General features: G+C 74.8%; 10 protein-coding genes and 2 pseudogenes. 5 read left to right on the forward strand and 7 right to left on the reverse strand.

Annotated features, from left to right (window positions below; genetic code table 11):
• Positions 1–14: 14 nt before the first annotated feature.
• The 4 genes from IF28_RS0118665 to IF28_RS0118680 form a co-directional block, all read right to left on the reverse strand.
• The gene (locus IF28_RS0118665) at positions 15–4,667 is read right to left on the reverse strand and encodes a hypothetical protein (protein WP_030221423.1); all 4,653 of its coding nucleotides are present in this window, start codon (positions 4,665–4,667) and stop codon (positions 15–17) included.
• A 33-nt stretch (positions 4,668–4,700) separates the two neighbouring features.
• On the reverse strand, positions 4,701–5,582 hold the full coding sequence (locus IF28_RS0118670) for a hypothetical protein (protein WP_030221424.1): 882 nt from the start codon (positions 5,580–5,582) through the stop codon (positions 4,701–4,703).
• A gap of 49 nt (positions 5,583–5,631) precedes the next feature.
• Entirely contained in the window at positions 5,632–7,158 is a 1,527-nt protein-coding gene (locus IF28_RS0118675; protein ID WP_030221425.1) for a hypothetical protein, read from the reverse strand.
• Between the two features lie 82 nt (positions 7,159–7,240).
• Positions 7,241–7,945: a GntR family transcriptional regulator gene (locus tag IF28_RS0118680; protein ID WP_030221427.1), complete on the reverse strand. Its 705-nt coding sequence runs from the start codon at positions 7,943–7,945 to the stop codon at positions 7,241–7,243.
• A gap of 129 nt (positions 7,946–8,074) precedes the next feature.
• Here IF28_RS0118680 and IF28_RS0118685 point away from each other — a divergent pair, with 129 nt between their 5' ends.
• From IF28_RS0118685 to IF28_RS0118705, 5 genes are read left to right on the forward strand one after another with little or no spacing between them, the layout of a single operon-like run.
• A complete protein-coding gene (locus tag IF28_RS0118685) occupies positions 8,075–9,394 on the forward strand; it encodes an MFS transporter (RefSeq protein WP_030221430.1) in 1,320 nt (439 codons plus the stop codon).
• Positions 9,391–10,236, forward strand: coding sequence for a putative hydro-lyase (locus tag IF28_RS0118690; protein WP_199809014.1), 846 nt, complete (start codon positions 9,391–9,393; stop codon positions 10,234–10,236). The genes IF28_RS0118685 and IF28_RS0118690 overlap by 4 nt, the downstream gene beginning before the upstream one ends.
• A 41-nt stretch (positions 10,237–10,277) precedes the next feature.
• Complete coding sequence (locus IF28_RS0118695) at positions 10,278–11,036, forward strand: LamB/YcsF family protein (RefSeq protein WP_030221434.1); 759 nt, start codon at positions 10,278–10,280, stop codon at positions 11,034–11,036.
• Complete coding sequence (locus tag IF28_RS0118700; protein ID WP_030221435.1) at positions 11,033–11,650, forward strand: 5-oxoprolinase subunit B family protein; 618 nt, start codon at positions 11,033–11,035, stop codon at positions 11,648–11,650. The genes IF28_RS0118695 and IF28_RS0118700 overlap by 4 nt, the downstream gene beginning before the upstream one ends.
• Positions 11,647–12,534, forward strand: coding sequence for a biotin-dependent carboxyltransferase family protein (locus tag IF28_RS0118705; protein WP_030221438.1), 888 nt, complete (start codon positions 11,647–11,649; stop codon positions 12,532–12,534). The genes IF28_RS0118700 and IF28_RS0118705 overlap by 4 nt, the downstream gene beginning before the upstream one ends.
• A gap of 77 nt (positions 12,535–12,611) precedes the next feature.
• On the opposite strand, the pseudogene IF28_RS36425 reads toward IF28_RS0118705, so the two are convergent.
• The 3 genes and pseudogenes from IF28_RS36425 to IF28_RS0118720 all read right to left on the reverse strand — a co-directional run bounded on the left by IF28_RS36425 (position 12,612) and on the right by IF28_RS0118720 (position 15,748).
• A pseudogene (locus IF28_RS36425) lies at positions 12,612–13,467 on the reverse strand (SGNH/GDSL hydrolase family protein).
• A pseudogene (locus IF28_RS36430) lies at positions 13,464–14,627 on the reverse strand (glycosyltransferase). The pseudogenes IF28_RS36425 and IF28_RS36430 overlap by 4 nt, the downstream one beginning before the upstream one ends.
• A complete protein-coding gene (locus IF28_RS0118720; protein WP_030221440.1) occupies positions 14,624–15,748 on the reverse strand; it encodes a glycosyltransferase family 4 protein in 1,125 nt (374 codons plus the stop codon). Before IF28_RS0118720 ends, IF28_RS36430 begins: the two are co-directional and overlap by 4 nt.
• Between the last annotated feature and the right edge of the window lie 63 nt (positions 15,749–15,811).

Raw genomic sequence — 15,811 nt, forward strand, 5'->3', positions numbered from 1 at the left:
CCGGATCGGCCGGATCAGCCGCTCGCCGGCGCAGGCCGCTTGAACATGCGGGTCGCCGTGATCTCGCTGTGCGCCTCCTCGCCCGGGTCCTGCTGGGGAAGCCCCGGCCGCAGGTGCTCCTCCACGCTGATGTACTTCAGCCCGGCCCGGAGGTCGGCGTCGTTGCGCAGCCGGATGACCAGGGGGAACTCGGCGAGTGCCGTGGTGTCGAACAGGCCGGTGGTGTACAGCAGCTGGACGCCGAGCGCGTCGGAGACCGCGCGCTGGAGCTCCAGCAGGTAGGTGGCGTTGGCGCGGCCGATGGGGTTGTCGAGGAACAGGGTGCCTGCGTGGCGGTGCTTGTCCCGGCCACGGTCGTTGGAGCGCAGGGCGGCCATGGTGCAGTACAGGGCGATGGCGGCGGTGAGCAGCTGGCCGCCGGAGAAGACGTCGCCCATCTGGCCGACGGGGACGCGTTCGGCGCGCAGTACCGCGTCGGGCTTGAGGATCTCGACGGCGATGCCCTTGGGCTGGAGGGCGGCGGCGACGCCGCGCAGCAGCAGGGACATGCCGTCGCGCCGCAGGTCGGAGTTCTTCCTGACGGCCGCCCGAGTCGCCTCGTCGACGACCTCTCCGAGCCGCTCGGTGAGGGTGGCGTGGTCGGGTTCCTCGAAGCGGATGCGCAGGAACTCCTGCCCGGACCATTCGCCGAGGCCCTCCGGCAGCCGGGACAGCCGCTGGGCCGAGCGGAGGGTGGCGAGCGCCGACTCGACCAGACCTCGCAGCCGGTCCACGATCGAGTCGCGGTTGCGCTCCAGCTGCTCCAGCTCGTCGGTGAGGACGCGCAGCCGGGGCGCGAAGGCGTCCGCCCACTTCTGGGCGTGCTCGGGCAGCGCGGAGGCGGGCAGTTCGCGGATCTGCTGGCGTGCGGGGGTGCGGACCTGCTCGTAGCGCGTGGAGTTGGCGTGCCGGACGAGGATGTCGCTCGCCTCGCGCACGGCGGACTCGACGGCGGACAGGTCGGCTGCGCAGCCGCGCAGCGAGCGGCGGGACTCGGCGGCGGATTGCCGCGCGTCGTCCAGGCCGCCGGGGTAGGGCTCGGTCTCCTCCTGCTCCTCGTCACCGGCGTGTTCGCGCAGCAGGTCGCGGAGCATGGCGGCGATCTCGTCGAAGCCGCCGGCCGCCTCCTCGGCGGCGCGGTGGGCGTCGAGGAGTTCGGCGTGGGCCTCCCGGGCCTGGTCCAGGGCGCCACTGTGGGAGGCGAGTTCGGTGGTGGCGGTGCGCAGGAGGGCCTGTGCGTGTTCGGCGTCACGCGGCACCAGCTCCCCGGGGAGTTCGGTGTGCGCCTCGCCGTCCTCGGGTGACAGCCGTTCGGCCTCGCCGCGCAGTCGCCCGAGCTGCTCGCTGGCGCTGGACATCCGGGTCTCCAGGAGCTGCACCAGTTCCTCGGCGCGGGCGGCGGCGGCCTGCCGGCTGGGCCCGTCGGAGCCGTCGGGCGACTGGAGCAGCTGCTCGGCGCGGGTGCGGACCTTGTTGCTGAGCCGGTCCAGTTCGGTGCGGGCGGCGCTCTCGTCGCTCTCCGCGCGGGCCTGTTCGGCACGCAGGTCCGCGCCGACGCCGACCTTCTCGTACACCTGGGAGGCGGCGCGGTATGCCTCACGCAGGGCGGGCAGGGAGGACTGGGACGCTTCGGTGCCGTCCTCGGGCACGTCGTCGGGGGCGCCGGCGATCTCGGAGCGCTCGGCGCGCAGCGCGCGGGCGGTGCGGCGGGCGTCGTCGGCGGCACGCTGGGCGCCACGCCGGTCCTCGTCGGCGGCGCGCGCCCGTTCCAGACAGCTCTGGGCGCGGGCTTCCGCCTCGGTCGCGTCGTCGGCGAGTTCGCGCAGCCTGCCCTGCCAGCCGGCCCGTTCACGCAGCCGGAAGGCGAGTCCTGCGAGGGCGTCGGCCGCGCGCCGGGCCCGCTGGGCGGATTCCTGCCGCTCGTCACGGACGGCGACGGCCTCGGCGGCGGCTTCCTCGGCCTCCGCCCGCACGGTGCGCGCCTCGGCCAGTTCGGCCTCGGACTCCTCGGCGAACGCCCGGGCCTCGTGGGCCGCGGCGGCCAGTTCCGCGAGCCGGCCGGCGGGGCAGCCGGTGCGCCAGGAGGCGAGCCGGGCGGCGAGCTCCCGGTCCTTGCCGAGCCGGGCGGCGAGTGCGCGGATGTCCTCGTCCCGCTCGGTGGCCCGGGCGCGCAGTGACTGCCGTTCCTCGTCGGCGGCGTGCTCGTCGTGCATGGCCGGGTTCGGCGGTACGAGAAAGACGTCCCCGGCGTCGGAGCCCGGCGCGGGGGTGGGGGCGAGGAGGGCGGCGGCGGTGCCGACCGCGACGGCGGACCGGGGCAGCAGGGCGGCGTCGCTCAGCGCCTCACGGGCGCGGAGGTGGGAGTCGGGGTCGGTGATGATGACGCCGTCGACCAGTTCGGGGCGGGCGGCGAGCACACGGGCGTGATCGGCGGGATCGACGGCCTGGGCGAGATAGCGCCAGCCCGGAAGGGCCGGGATGCCGTGCTCGCCGAGGAACTCGACCGTCGCCAGCACGTCGGGACCGGGCGGCAGCAGCCCGCCGTCGCCGAGGGCGCCGAGGATGCGGGCGTCGTCGGCGGCGGCGGTGCGCAGGTCGAAGAGCTGCCGTTCGGCGGAGGTGACGGCGTCGTCGAGCAGTTCCCTCAGGTCGTCGGCGAACCGGTCGAGATCCTCGACGGTCAGGCGGCCTTCACCCGGGGTGGGCCCGGTGTCGGTGTCGCCTCCCGCGTGGTCCGTGTCCGTACGCTGCCCCGGCAGGGCGGCCCGCCGCCCGCCGGAAGCCCGCGGCAGGCCGAGCAGTTCGGCCGGCCGCTCCTCGGCGGCGAGGGTTTCCGCGGTGCGGCGCTCGCTCTCGTGGGCGCGCTCGGCCGCCGTGGCCGCGTCCGCCGCGCGGGCCGCGGTGAGTTCCGCGCGGCTCTCGGCGCCGGCCGCCTCCCGCGCGTGCTCGGTGGCCCGGCGGGCCGCCTCGCGGGCGGTGTCCCAGGCGGCGACGGCCGTCTTCTCCGCGTCGCTGGCCGCGAGGGCGGCCCTGGCCGGATCGGCGTCGGGGGCGCTGTCGTCGAGCCAGCCCGCCCGTACCGCCTCGGCGGTCTCCTGTTCGACCTCGGTGAGCCGCTGGCGGAGATGCCCGATCTCGCTGCGGGCCCGCTGGGCCGCGGTGGCCGCGGCGGTGGAATCCCGGTGGGCGCCGTCGCTGACCTCCTGGAGGGCGGCGGAGCGCTCCTCCTCCTCGTTGGCGAGGTTCTCGGCGTTCTGCGCGGCCGTGTGCAGGGCGCGGACCAGGTCGATGGCGGCCTTGGCACGGGCGGCCAGCGCGGGTGCCGCGTCCCGCTCGGCCTCCTGGATCGCGGCGGAGACGCGGGTCACCCGGTCGGCGGCGGAACGGTGGCGCAGTACGGCCTCGGCGGCCTGCCATGCCGAGTGGAGCGTGCGCGCGTCGGCGAGTTCGCGTTTCTGCGCCGCGGCGGACTTCTCGGCGGCGGCGAGCGCCAGCGAGGCGTGCCGGTAGGCGAGTTCGGCGGAGATCAGCGCGCTGTGCTCGCGCGCGGACTCGGCGTGGGTGACGGCGTACGCGGCGGCGGTCACCCGCTGTGCGAGGTCTGCGGAGCGGACGCGTTCCCGGGCACCGCGCGCGGAGAGTCTGCGGGCCAGGGTGCGGGTGCGGCGTTCGGCGGTGGTGTGGATCTCCCGGGCGCGGGCGCGGGCGTCGGCGGCCTCGACGATGCGGCCGAGCAGGTCGGCGGATCCGGCGGTGAAGTCGCGTTCGGCGATCAGTTCGGCGCGCCGTCCGAGCTTGTTGCCGAAGCCGCCGACCAGGTCGGCGAGTCCGTCGGTGTCGCGGGTGTCGGTGACGGCTCGCAGCAGCAGGTCGGTGAAGTCGGAGTCCTTCTTGACCGCGAAGAGCCCGGCGGCCTCGCCCTCGTCGGCGTTCATCTCCCGCTGGTAGCGGAAGAGTTCGGGGTCGAGTCCCAGGTCGCCGAGGTGTTCGGTCCAGCGCTCGTGGATCTCCTCCCAGTGCACCTCCAGGTGCGGGTAGTTCTTCCCGGCCTCGGTGAGGGCGTCGCGGAAGCCCTTCATGGTGCGACGCCGTCCCCGCGCGCCCGACTGGCCCTCGACGGGCGGCCGTACGGCCGTGGACTCGGCGACGGGGAGACTGTCCAGGCTGAGACCGGGGCCGGGCCGGAAGGAGTACCAGGCCTCGGCGAACTTCCTCGGGTCGTTGGAGACCTGGCGGCCCCGCCATTCACTGGCCTTGCCGACGACGACGCACTCGCCGGTCAGCACGTGCTGCCATTCGAGCGCCACATGGCCGCAGTCGTCGGCGAGCAGGAACTTGCGCAGCACTCCGGAGCTCGCGCCGCCGAGGGTGTTGCGGTGGCCCGGGAGCATCACGGAGAAGATCAGCTTGAGCAGGACCGACTTGCCGCCGCCGTTCTCCAGGAAGAGCACCCCGGCGGGGGCGGGCCGGCGCGGCGGTCCGACGGGCTCCTCCTGGAAGAACTCCGCCTGCGCCGGGGCGGGGGCGGGCACCGGCCCGCCGACACCGCGCAGGTCGAGCACGGTGTCGGCGTAGCGCGCACCGGCCGGCCCGATGGAGTAGAGGCGGACCCGGGACAGCTCGTACATGGCGGACTCTCGTGAGGCTTCGTGGGGGGGGGTTCAGGCGGAGTGGAAGGGCAGGCCGGCGTCGGCGACCAGTTCGAGGTCGTCGGCGTCCTGCGGCGGCAGCAGGGTGGGGGTGCCGTCGGTGACCGGGACGACGCCGAGTTCCAGCAGTTCGGCCATGGCGGCGCCGCCGGCCATGTCGCGGACCTGGAGCTGGTAGCGGGCCGTGGTGCGGTACGTACCGCCGTTGTCGTCGCCGGTGCGCTGCAGGAAGCCGGAGTCGGTGAGGAAGCCGACGGCCTTGGCGATGATGCCGGTGGTGGATCCGGCGAGCCGGCGGGCGTCCTTGGTGGCGCCGGTGGCGCTGCGCCGCGCCCAGATCCGCCAGGCGGCCTCCAGGCCGGGGGCCTCGCTGGCCGGGTCGGTGTTCTCGCCCTGCTCGGCGGCCCGCTCCTCCAGACGGTGGCAGGCCTGGCGGACGAAGGCGTCGACTCCGTTGACCGTGACACGTCCGATGTAGCCGTCGTCGGCGAGGTCCTCGGGGCGCGGGAAGGCCATGGCGGCGACGGCGAGGTGGGCGAGTCCGTGCAGGAAGCGGTCGCTGCCGTCCGCGGAGGTGCGGCGCGCGTAGTCGCCCATGCGGACGGCGAAGACGGAGTCCTCGGCGGCGGTGACGGCCATGCCCGCGCGCGGGGACACCTCCAGCACGATCAGTCCGAGGCCGGTGGCCACGGCGTCGGCGAGCCGTGCGAACGGCGGGTCCTCGCGGTAGCGGCGCAGCAGGTCCGCGTACTCCTGGTCGCGGGCGGGCTGGAGCCTGGGCTGGAGGCCGAAGGCGACGAGCCGTGCCGCGTCGGCGGCGTCGGCGGGTGTGACGGCGGTGCTCGCCGGCGCGGCCGGGCCCTCCGGCTCGCTCCACTCGACGTGCTCGGTCACGGTCGGGGCTCCTCGTCGTGGGATACGTCGGTACGGTCGGCGTTCTGCGTCATGCCGCCTCCGTGCGGTCCGCGGCCATGCCGGCCGCGTCGAGCAGGGCCGTGCCGACGATGAGGTCGGCGCCGCCGAACTCCGGGTCGTCGAGTTCGGCGCCGTCGTCCACGGCGAACAGCAGCCTCCGTTCGCCCTGGCGGTAGGCGGTGCCGACCGGGGGGCTGGCGGCGTGGACGGCCAGCAGGGCTACCAGGTAGGGCAGTTCGGGGTCCCGCAGGCGGGCGTCGGCGAGGAGGCCGGAGAGCCGGCGCGGCGCGTCGGCCGGGAGGTCCAGCAGTTCGGTGGCGGCCGCCAGCTGTTCCTCGCTGAAGCGGCTGTCGTCGGGCGTGGCGATCAGGTCGGGCTCGGGCATCTCGGCGCCGAGGTGCTCCCGCTCCACGGGCGGGGTCAGCAGGATCTCGACCAGGTCGGCGACCCGGACGGAGACCGGGGTGCGCAGTCCGGTGCCGTGGGCGAAGAAGGCGTCGGTGACCCGGGCCGCCCGCTCCACGGGCAGCGGCAGCAGCGGCGCCAGCAGATGGCCGTAGAGGTCGGTTCCCGAGACGGACGTGGGCGTGGCGAAGGCCTGCCGGTCCTGTTCGGCGCGGAACAGCGGGCCGGCCTCCAGCAGCCGGGACTGCAGCTGGGTGTGGCGCCTGATGCAGTCCTTGACGATGTCGACCAGTTCGGCCGCCCGGCGCTTGTGCTCGGGGTCCTCGGTCTCGTCGCGGGCCTTGCGGATGTTGGTGAGGATCGCGTTCTCGTGGCGGTAGCGGTCCGCCACATGGTCGAGGGCCTCGGTGATCATGTCGGGTACGGCGGTCAGCCAGTCCACCGCGCGGACGTTGCGCCGGGTGGCGTCCAGGGCGCGGCGGAGGGTCTCGGAGTACTGCACGGTCCGGTAGCGGGCCTGTTCGGCGGCGAGCTGGGCGTCGGCGAGCCTGCCCCGGCTGATCAGCACCTCCAGCTTGACCTCGGCGGCGATCTGCGCGCTGGTGACGTCGGTGTCCAGGGCGCCGACCAGGACGTTGACCGCCTCGTCGGTGGTGCGCAGGTACACCGTGCCGCCGGGGCCGGGGACCTCTTCGATCAGCTTGAAGTCGTAGTCGCGGCGCACATAGGTGCCGTCCGCCCCGAAGACGCCGTACACCGCGCGGAAGCCTCGGTCGACGCTGCCGACGTTGATCAGGTTCTCCAGGACCCAGCGGGCCACCCGCTCGTGCTCCGCGGCGGGGCGGCGCGGGGCCTGGGCGGCGATGCGCGGGATGAGCCGGGCGACTATCTGGTCGTGGTCCGCGCCCGTGTCGAAGTCCATGTTCAGGGTGACGAGGTCGATGCCGGCGAGGGCGATCTCCGCCATGCCGTACACCGAGTACTCACCGGCGAGGTTGGCCTTGCGGGCGTCGAGGTCGTGCAGCGGGGCGGTGCATGCGAGCGCGCGCAGCCGCCGCGCCAGCCCTTCGTCGGCGGCCGGGCCCGGCGCGGGCCGCGGCCCCGCGCTGAGCTGGGGCGGAACGCTGTCCGTCGGTGCAGGCGAAGTCACGGTGCACAGACTAGGTCCTCGGTCTGACAACAACCCAAACGACCGGGTTGCGCCCCGGCGCGACGATCGTCACACCCCGTGCTCAGCCGTCCTGGGCGTCCTCGCCGACCCGCCGCCGGTACACCTCGACGACCCGCTCCAGCGACACCTCGAGGTAGTCCGCCAGCAGCGCCTCGGCCCGGTCGCGGTCGCCGTCCCGCAGCGCCTGGAGAATGCCGGCGTTTCGGGCGATGTACGGTTCGTGCAGCCGCCGGGGTTCGTCCACCACGTGGAAGGCGAGCCGCAGTTCGGCGAAGACGCTGCGCATCAGCTCGTCCGTGCGCTCGCTCGCGGCGAGGGCCACCAGTTCCCGGTGGAAGTGGATATTGGCCGTACCCACCGCTTTCCAGTCACCTTCGCGGGCCGCCGAACGCCCCTGCTCCACCACTTCGGCGAGCGCGTCGAGCGCGTAGGGCGGCTCGCCGAGTCCGCGTACGACGGCGCACTCGACGAGCCGGCGGGTGCGGTAGATGTCCTCGACGTCCTCGACCGTCAGCACGCGGACGAACACGCCCCGGTTCAGTTCGTGGACGAGCAGCCGTTCGTGCGTGAGCAGCCGGAACGCCTCGCGCAGGGTGTTGCGGGAGACGCCGAGCGCGCCGCCGATGCTGTCCTCCGACAGCCGCGTCCCCGGCGGGAAGTAGCCCTCGGCGATCCGGGTCCTGAGGATGTCCGCGACCCGCTCGGCGGTACTGGTACGGCCCAACAGGGCGCGGTCGCCGGCCAGTCCGCTCAACTGCTCCGTCATGCCCGGAATTCAATCGCACACAGAAGTACGAGACAACAGGGGTATTGAAGGATCGTTCAACGATCCTCTACCTTGCTGCGCACGGCTCAGTTCTGCCCGCACCCTCCGTCCCCCCTCTGCGAGGTGCCCATGAGCACGACCCCTTCACAGCGGACCGCGACCGGTACCCCACCCGCCACGGCGTCCGAACCCGTCCTGGACGACGGGGCGTTCGGCTGGCTGCGCGCCCTGGGTCCGCGCGGCCGGCGCGCCTTCGGCGGCGCGTTCGGCGGCTATGCCCTGGACTCGTACGACTACTTCACACTGCCGCTGACGATGGTCGCGCTGTCGGCGTACTTCGGTCTGAACAGCGGCCAGACCGGACTGCTCACCACCGTCACCCTGGTCGTCTCCGCGGTCGGCGGTGCTCTCGCCGGCGTGCTGGCGGACCGGATCGGCCGGGTGAAGGCACTGCTGCTGACGGTGATCACCTACGCGGTGTTCACCGTCGCCTGCGGCTTCGCGCCCAACTACGAGACGCTGCTGGTGTTCCGCGCGCTGCAGGGTCTCGGCTTCGGCGGCGAGTGGGCCGTCGGCGCGATCCTGGTCGCCGAGTACGCGAGCGCCAGGCACCGGGGCCGCACCCTCGGGGCGGTCCAGAGCTCGTGGGCCGTCGGCTGGGCCCTGGCCGTGATCGTCTACACGGTCGTCTTCTCGCTGGCGGACGACGACCTCGCCTGGCGCGTGCTGTTCTGGACCGGTGCCCTGCCCGCGCTGCTCGTGGTCTGGGTGCGCCGCAGTGTGCAGGACGCGCCCGAGGCGGCAGCCGCGCGGGAGGCGGACGCCCGGAAGGGCTCCTTCGCGACGATCTTCCGGCGGAGCCGCCCCGGATCGCCGGGACTGCTGCGCACCACGCTCTTCGCCGTGCTGCTCTCCACCGGCGTCCAGGGCGGCTACTACACCCTCGCCACCTGGGTACCGACGTATCTGAAGACGGAGCGCGACCTGTCGGTGGTCGGTACCGGCGGCTATCTGACGTTTCTGATCTCGGGTGCCTTCATCGGCTATCTGACCGGCGGTTACCTCACCGACCGGCTGGGCCGCCGGCGCAACATCTGGCTGTTCGCGCTGCTGTCCGCGATCTGCGTGCTGGCGTACACGAACATCCCGAGCGGCGCCAACACCGCGATCCTCGTGCTCGGTTTCCCGCTCGGGTTCTGCATGTCGGCGATCTTCAGCGGCTTCGGCTCCTATCTGAGCGAGCTGTATCCGACGGCGGTGCGCGGTACGGGACAGGGCTTCACGTACAACACCGGACGTGCCGTGGGCGCCGTCTTCCCCACGACGGTCGGCTTCCTGGCCGACAGCTGGGGCGTGGGCGGGGCACTGGTCTTCGGCGCGATCGGCTACGGCCTCGCGGCCCTGGCGCTGCTGGGGCTGCCGGAGACACGCGGAAAGGAACTGGAGTGACCCCCACCGACGACCGCACGCCGACCACCGTGGACGACCGTCCCGTGGCCCTCGTCGACGCGCACGCACACGCGTGGAGCCCGCGCACCGCGCGCGCCCGCTTCCGGGAGGGGCTGGCGGGCCCCACGGCCGGTGTGGCCGCGGGACACACCCAGGCCAATCTGATCTCGGTGCCCGCCGACTGGGCGTACGACATGCTGCTGTTCTGCCAGCGCAATCCCAAGCCCTGCCCGGTCCTGGACGTCACCGACGCCGGGTCGACGGCCACCGTCCTCGCCCCCGACGCGGATCTGCGCACCGATCTGCCGCGCTACCGCGTGTGGGAGAACGGTGAGCTGGTGGACGAGCCGACGGATGTGCGGGCGCACTGGCGCGATGATCTGGTGTCGTTCCTGATCGGCTGCAGTTTCACCTTCGAGTCGGCGCTGACGGCGGCGGGCGTGCCGGTCCGGCACATCGAGCAGGGCCGGAACGTTCCCATGTATGTGACGAGTTGGCAGTGCCGTCCGGCCGGACGGCTGAGCGGGCCGATGGTGGTGTCCATGCGGCCGGTGCCGCCGCGGCATCTGTCGGCGGCGATCCGGGAGAGCAGTCTGCTGCCGGCGGTGCACGGCGGACCCGTGCACTGCGGCGATCCGTCGGGGCTGGGCATCGACGACCTCGGCCGTCCGGACTTCGGCGACCCGGTGGAGTTCGAGCCGGACGACATCCCGGTGTTCTGGGCCTGCGGAGTGACCCCGCAGGCCGCGGTGATGGCCTCGCGTCCGCCGTTCGCCCTCACGCACGCGCCGGGACAGATGTTCCTCGGCGACGCCCGCGACGAGCAGTTCCGCGTGGTCTGACCGGCCCCTTGCCGTACGAGAACGGGAGAGACGAAGGACTCATGACGTCGATCGATCTGAACGCCGACCTCGGCGAGGGTTTCGGCCGCTGGCGCCTCACCGACGACGAGCGGCTGCTGTCCGTGGTCACCAGCGCCAACGTGGCGTGCGGTTTCCACGCCGGGGACGCGGTCACCATGCGCCGGGTGTGCGAGCTCGCCGCCGCGCGCGGGGTGCGGATCGGCGCCCAGGTCTCCTACCGGGACCTGGCGGGGTTCGGGCGGCGCGCGATGGACGTGCCACCCGCCGAACTGGCGGCCGAGGTCGCCTACCAGATCGGCGCACTGGAGGTCTTCGCGCGCGCGGCGGGCGCCCGCGTGGCATACGTCAAACCGCACGGGGCGCTGTACAACCGGGTGGTGCGTGACGAGGAACAGGCCGGCGCGGTCGTCGACGGGGTGCTGCTGGCGGACGCCACGCTGCCGGTGCTCGGCCTGCCCGGCTCGCGGCTGCTGGAACTCGCCGGGAAGGCGGGGCTGCCGGTGGTCGCGGAGGCGTTCGCCGACCGGGCGTACACCGACGAGGGCACGCTGGTGCCGCGCCGTCAGGAGGGCGCCGTGGTCACCGACGCGGAGTCCGTCGTGGCGCGCTCGGTGGACCTGGCCCGCCGCGGGGAGGTCGACGCACGGTCGGGGCGGCGTATCGAGGTGCGGGCGCGCTCCCTGTGCCTGCACGGGGACACACCGGGGGCGGTGGATCTGGCGCGGCGTGTGCGGGCCGCCCTGGAGGCGTCCGGGGTCCGGGTGGAGGCCTTCGTATGAGGGTGCTGCCCGTCGGCGAGGACGCCCTCCTCGTCGAGGTCTCCTCGGGCGAGGAGGCGCAGCGGCTCCACGCGGAGTTGCTGCGGCGCCGCGCGGAGGGGTCGTTGCCGGTCGGCGAGATCGTCCCGGCGGCGCGCACGGTGCTGCTCGACGGCCTCACCGATCCCGCCCGGCTGGCCGCCGAGCTGACCTCGCGCGAGCTGCCGCCGGTGCCTGCGCGCGCGGGCGGGACGGTCGAGATCCCGGTGCGCTACGACGGCCCGGACCTCGCCGACGTCGCCGCGCACTGGGGTGTCCGCGCGCGGGAGGTGGCCCGGATCCACGCGGGTACCGGATTCCGTGTCGCCTTCTGCGGGTTCGCGCCCGGCTTCGGCTACCTCACCGGTCTGCCGGAGCGCTACGACGTGCCCCGCCGGTCCACTCCGCGCACCGCCGTCCCGGCCGGGTCCGTGGCGCTGGCGGGGCCGTACACGGGCGTGTACCCGCGGTCCTCGCCGGGCGGCTGGCAGCTGATCGGTACGACCGACGCCGTGCTGTGGGACCACGCGCGGGTGCCGGCGGCGCTGCTCTCGCCCGGCACGCGGGTGCGCTTCGTCCCGGTGGCCGCGGTATGACGGACCGTGCGCTCGCCGTCGTGCGCGCGGGGGCCCTGACCACGGTGCAGGACCGGGGCCGTCCGGGCCACGCCCATCTGGGTGTGCCGCGTTCCGGGGCGCTGGACGGGCCGGCGGCGGCGCTCGCCAACCGGCTGGCCGGCAACCCGCCGGACGCGGCCGTCCTGGAGACGACCCTGAGCGGCTGCTCGCTGCGGCCCCGTTCGACCGTCACCGTTGCGGTCACCGGGGCGCCCTGCCCGGTCGCCGTGGACGGCCGCCCGGCCGCCTGGGGCGCGCCGGTCCGCGTGCGCGCCGGTTCCGTGCTGGACGTCGGGGCGGCGGTCCGCGGTGTACGGGCGTACGTGGCCGTCTCCGGCGGGATCGCCGTCGAACCGGTGCTCGGCAGCCGCTCCACGGACCTGCTGTCCGGTCTCGGCCCTGCGCCCCTCACGGACGGTGCCGTACTCCCCCTCGGACCGCCCGGGGAGCGCCTCGCGCGGGTGGACGCCGCGCCGCAGCCGGCGCCGCCCGGCGAGCTCGTGCTGCGGGTGACGCCGGGCCCGCGCGACGACTGGTTCACCCCGGAAGCGCTACGGCTGTTCACGTCCCGCGCGTACCACGTGTCCCCGGCGAGCAACCGCATCGGACTGCGGACGACCGGGCCCGCCCTGTCACGCGCCCGGCACGACGAACTCCCCAGCGAGGGCATGGTGCTGGGCGCGGTCCAGGTCCCGCCCGACGGGACGCCGGTGGTCTTCCTGGCCGACCATCCGACCACCGGGGGCTACCCGGTGATCGCGGTCGCCCACCCGGCCGACCTCCCGGCCGCCGCCCAGTCGCCTCCGGGCACCCCGGTCCGCTTCATCGCCGTACGACGCGGCCGGCGGGCGGGCGGTGCATGACGCCCCGGGGCACGGGGCGTCACGCCCTCCGGCTCCGTACCGCAGGCGCGGTGGATGGCACCCGGGCCGCGGATCGGTCAAACGGCCCCCGGACGGCGTTCCCCCGTCGACAGGGCGGCCAGGGCCGCCGAGACGGCGGTGGTGGTGCGCAGGTCGAGGCGGACGGTGGTGCCGCGTGCGTGGTGGCGGATCTCGTCGACGGCCAGGGAGAGCAGCTGGGGCAGGAGGTCGGTGCAGCGGCGGGCCACCCAGCCGGTGCCGGCCGTGGCCAGCCGGCGCAGGCTCTCCCACCTGGTGGGCGCCGGGGAGTCGGGTTCGGGCGAGGGTGCGGGCCCGGTCGCGGCACCGCGTTCCGTCAGCAGCGCGTGGAACCGTACGGCCAGTTGACGGTGTCCCGGCTCACCGGGATGCAGCCGGTCAGCGCTCCACATCGCCCGGTCGCCAATCCAGTCCCCCTCGCAGGCGTGCAGATGCGCCGCGCCGTACCGGTCGGACAGGGCGTGCACCACGGTGTTCACCGCCCGCTGCCGCCGGGCGAGCGGGCGGGCGGGCCAGGGCGCCCGGCAGTCCCAGCATCCCGCCCGGATCGGGCAGGCAGGCGGTGAGCAGCAGGGCGCCCTGCCCGGTGCAGGCCGCGTACACCTGGTCCAGCCGGGCCGCCACGTCCCGGATGTCGAAGGTGCGGCGCAGGGTGTCGTTGACGCCGACGACGACGGAGACGAGGTCGGGCCGCAGCGCCAGCGCGGCCGGCAGCTGCCGTTCGAGCACGTCGCGCGTCTGTGCCCCGCTCTCCGCGAGGTTGGTGAACCGTACGGGCCCGGCGCACAGCGACGGTGCGAGCAGCGCGGCCCAGCCGCGCCGTCCGCCGCCGGTCCGGTCCCCCACGCCCTCGGTCAGCGAGTCCCCGAGGGCCACGAACAGGGGCGGTCTCACGACAGCCCCCGGGGGACGGCCTGCCGTACCGGCGTCACCGGTGCGTCGAGGGCCGTGAGGAAGGCCGCCACGGCCGTATCCCAGCCGAAACGCTCCGCACGCGCGCGTGCCGCCTCGCGCCGGGCCGGCTCCGCCCGCTCCAGCAGCCGTTCGACGGCGTCCGCGAACGCCTCCCCCCGGTCCTCGGCGACCGCGCCCGCCGGGCCGATCACCTCCAAAAGCGCCGACGACGCGCTCGCCACGACGGGCGTGCCGCACGCCATCGCCTCCAGCGCGGCGAGCCCGAAGGTCTCGGCCGGCCCGGGTGCCAGGCACACGTCGGCGGACGCCTGGAGCGCGCCCAGCAGTGCCCGGTCGCGCACGTGTCCCAGGAAGGTCACCGGCAGTCCGCGCTCCCGCGCGCGCTGTTCGAGCCGCGCCCGCAGGGGCCCGTCGCCTGCGACGACCAGCGCCGCCCGCCGCCCGCGCCGCAGCAGTGCCTCCAGCGCGTCCAGTGCCGTCCCGGGCCGCTTCTCCGGGGAGAGCCGGGAGCACATCACGAGCAGCGTCGCCGGCACGCGCGCGTACCGGGCCCGCAGCCCCGGGTCGTGGAGCGCGGGGTGGCGTTCCACCAGATCGACGCCCAGTGGGGCCCGTACGACATTGCGGGCCCCGATGCGCACGAACTCCCGTTCGGCGTACTCGGTGGTGCACACCACGCGCGTGTACGCGTGTGCGGTACGCGTGTTGAGGGCGTCCGCGGTGCGCCGGGCGGCCGGTTCGGGCAGCCCCCAGGTGCGCAGCACGCCGTCGGCGGTCTCGTGGGAGACCATGACCGCCGGGACGCGGGCCCGCCGTGCCCACCGTCCGGTCCAGCGCAGGGTCGTCCGGTCGGACACCTCGAGCCGGTCGGGGGCCAGGTCCTGGAGCAGGGCGGCGAGCCGCCGTCAGTCGGTGAGGACGCGGTAGCCGCCGGTGCCGGGCAGCAGCGGGCCGGGGAGGGTGATCACCCTGCCCTGCCCGGTCTCCTCGTCGCTCTCGCGTTCTCCGGGGACGACGAGCACGGGCCGGTGCCCCGCCTCCAGGTAGCCCTTGCCGAGCTCCCGCAGCGCGGTGCGCAGCCCCCCGGACGCGGGTGCCACGAAGTTCGCCAGCCGCACGATCCGCAGGGAGGCGTTCATGCCGCCACCGCCGTTCTGCGTCCGGCGAGGACGTCGTCGTAGTGGCCGATGAGCCGGTCGCCCACGGCGGCCCAGGTGCGGCCCTCGACCGCCCTGCGCCCCGCCGCCCCGTACGCGGCCCGCAGGGCGGGATCGGCGGCCATGGACCACACCGCGTCGCGTACGGCGGTGGCGTCGCGCGGGGGTACGAGGAGCCCGGTGCGGCCGTGCGCGACCAGGTCCAGCGGGCCGCCCACGGCGGGCGCGACCACGGGCACGCCGCTCGCCATCGCCTCCTGCACGGTCTGGCAGAAGGTCTCGAACGGTCCCGTGTGGGCGAAGACGTCCAGTGAGGCGAAGATCCGCGCGAGGTCGTCCCCGGTACGGCGGCCGAGGAAGGCCGCGCGGGGCAGCGCCCGTTCCAGGGCCGGCCGGCTGGGCCCGTCGCCGACGATCACGACCCGTACACCGGGCAGTGTGCCGGCCTCGGCCAGCAGTTCGACCTGCTTCTCCGGGGCGAGCCGGCCGACGTAGCCCACGATGAGCTCGCCGTCCGGGGCGAGGGTCCGGCGCAGTGCCTCGTCGCGCAGGTCCGGCCGGAAGCGGACGGTGTCCACACCGCGCGGCCACAGCCGGACCCGGGGCACGCCGTGTGCCTCGAGGTCGCGCAGGGCGGCGCCGGACGGGGCCAGGGTGAGGTCGGCGGCGGTGTGCACGGAGCGGATGCGCCGCCAGGCGGCCGCCTCGCCGGCGCCCATGTACGTACGGGCGTATCCGGCGAGGTCGGTCTGGTAGACGGCGACGGCGGGCAGGCCCAGGCGGGCGGCGGCCGCCATACCTCGTACGCCGAGGACGAAGGGGCCGGCGAGATGGACGACGTCGGCCCGGTGCCCGGCGATCGCGGCGGCCAGGCGCCGGCTCGGGAGGGCGACGCGGACCTGGGGATAGCCGGGGAGGGGGAGGGAGGGGACGCGGACGACGGGGCAGGGTGCCCCGTCGCCGGGGTCGGCGCCCGCGACCTGCGGGGCGACGACGAGGGGGCTGTGGCCGCGCGCGGCGAGGTGCCGGGCGGTCTGGAGCGCGCAGTGGGCCACGCCGTTCACATCGGGGGGAAAGGACTCGGTGACGATGACGACACGCATAACCGTGTTGTCGCCGCGCCGGACGTGGCCACGTCAACGTGGATCTTTCCTCACGGGGAACGC

It is taken from the genome of Streptomyces sp. NRRL WC-3626 (genome assembly GCF_000718785.1).
GTDB lineage: Bacteria > Actinomycetota > Actinomycetes > Streptomycetales > Streptomycetaceae > Streptomyces > Streptomyces edwardsiae.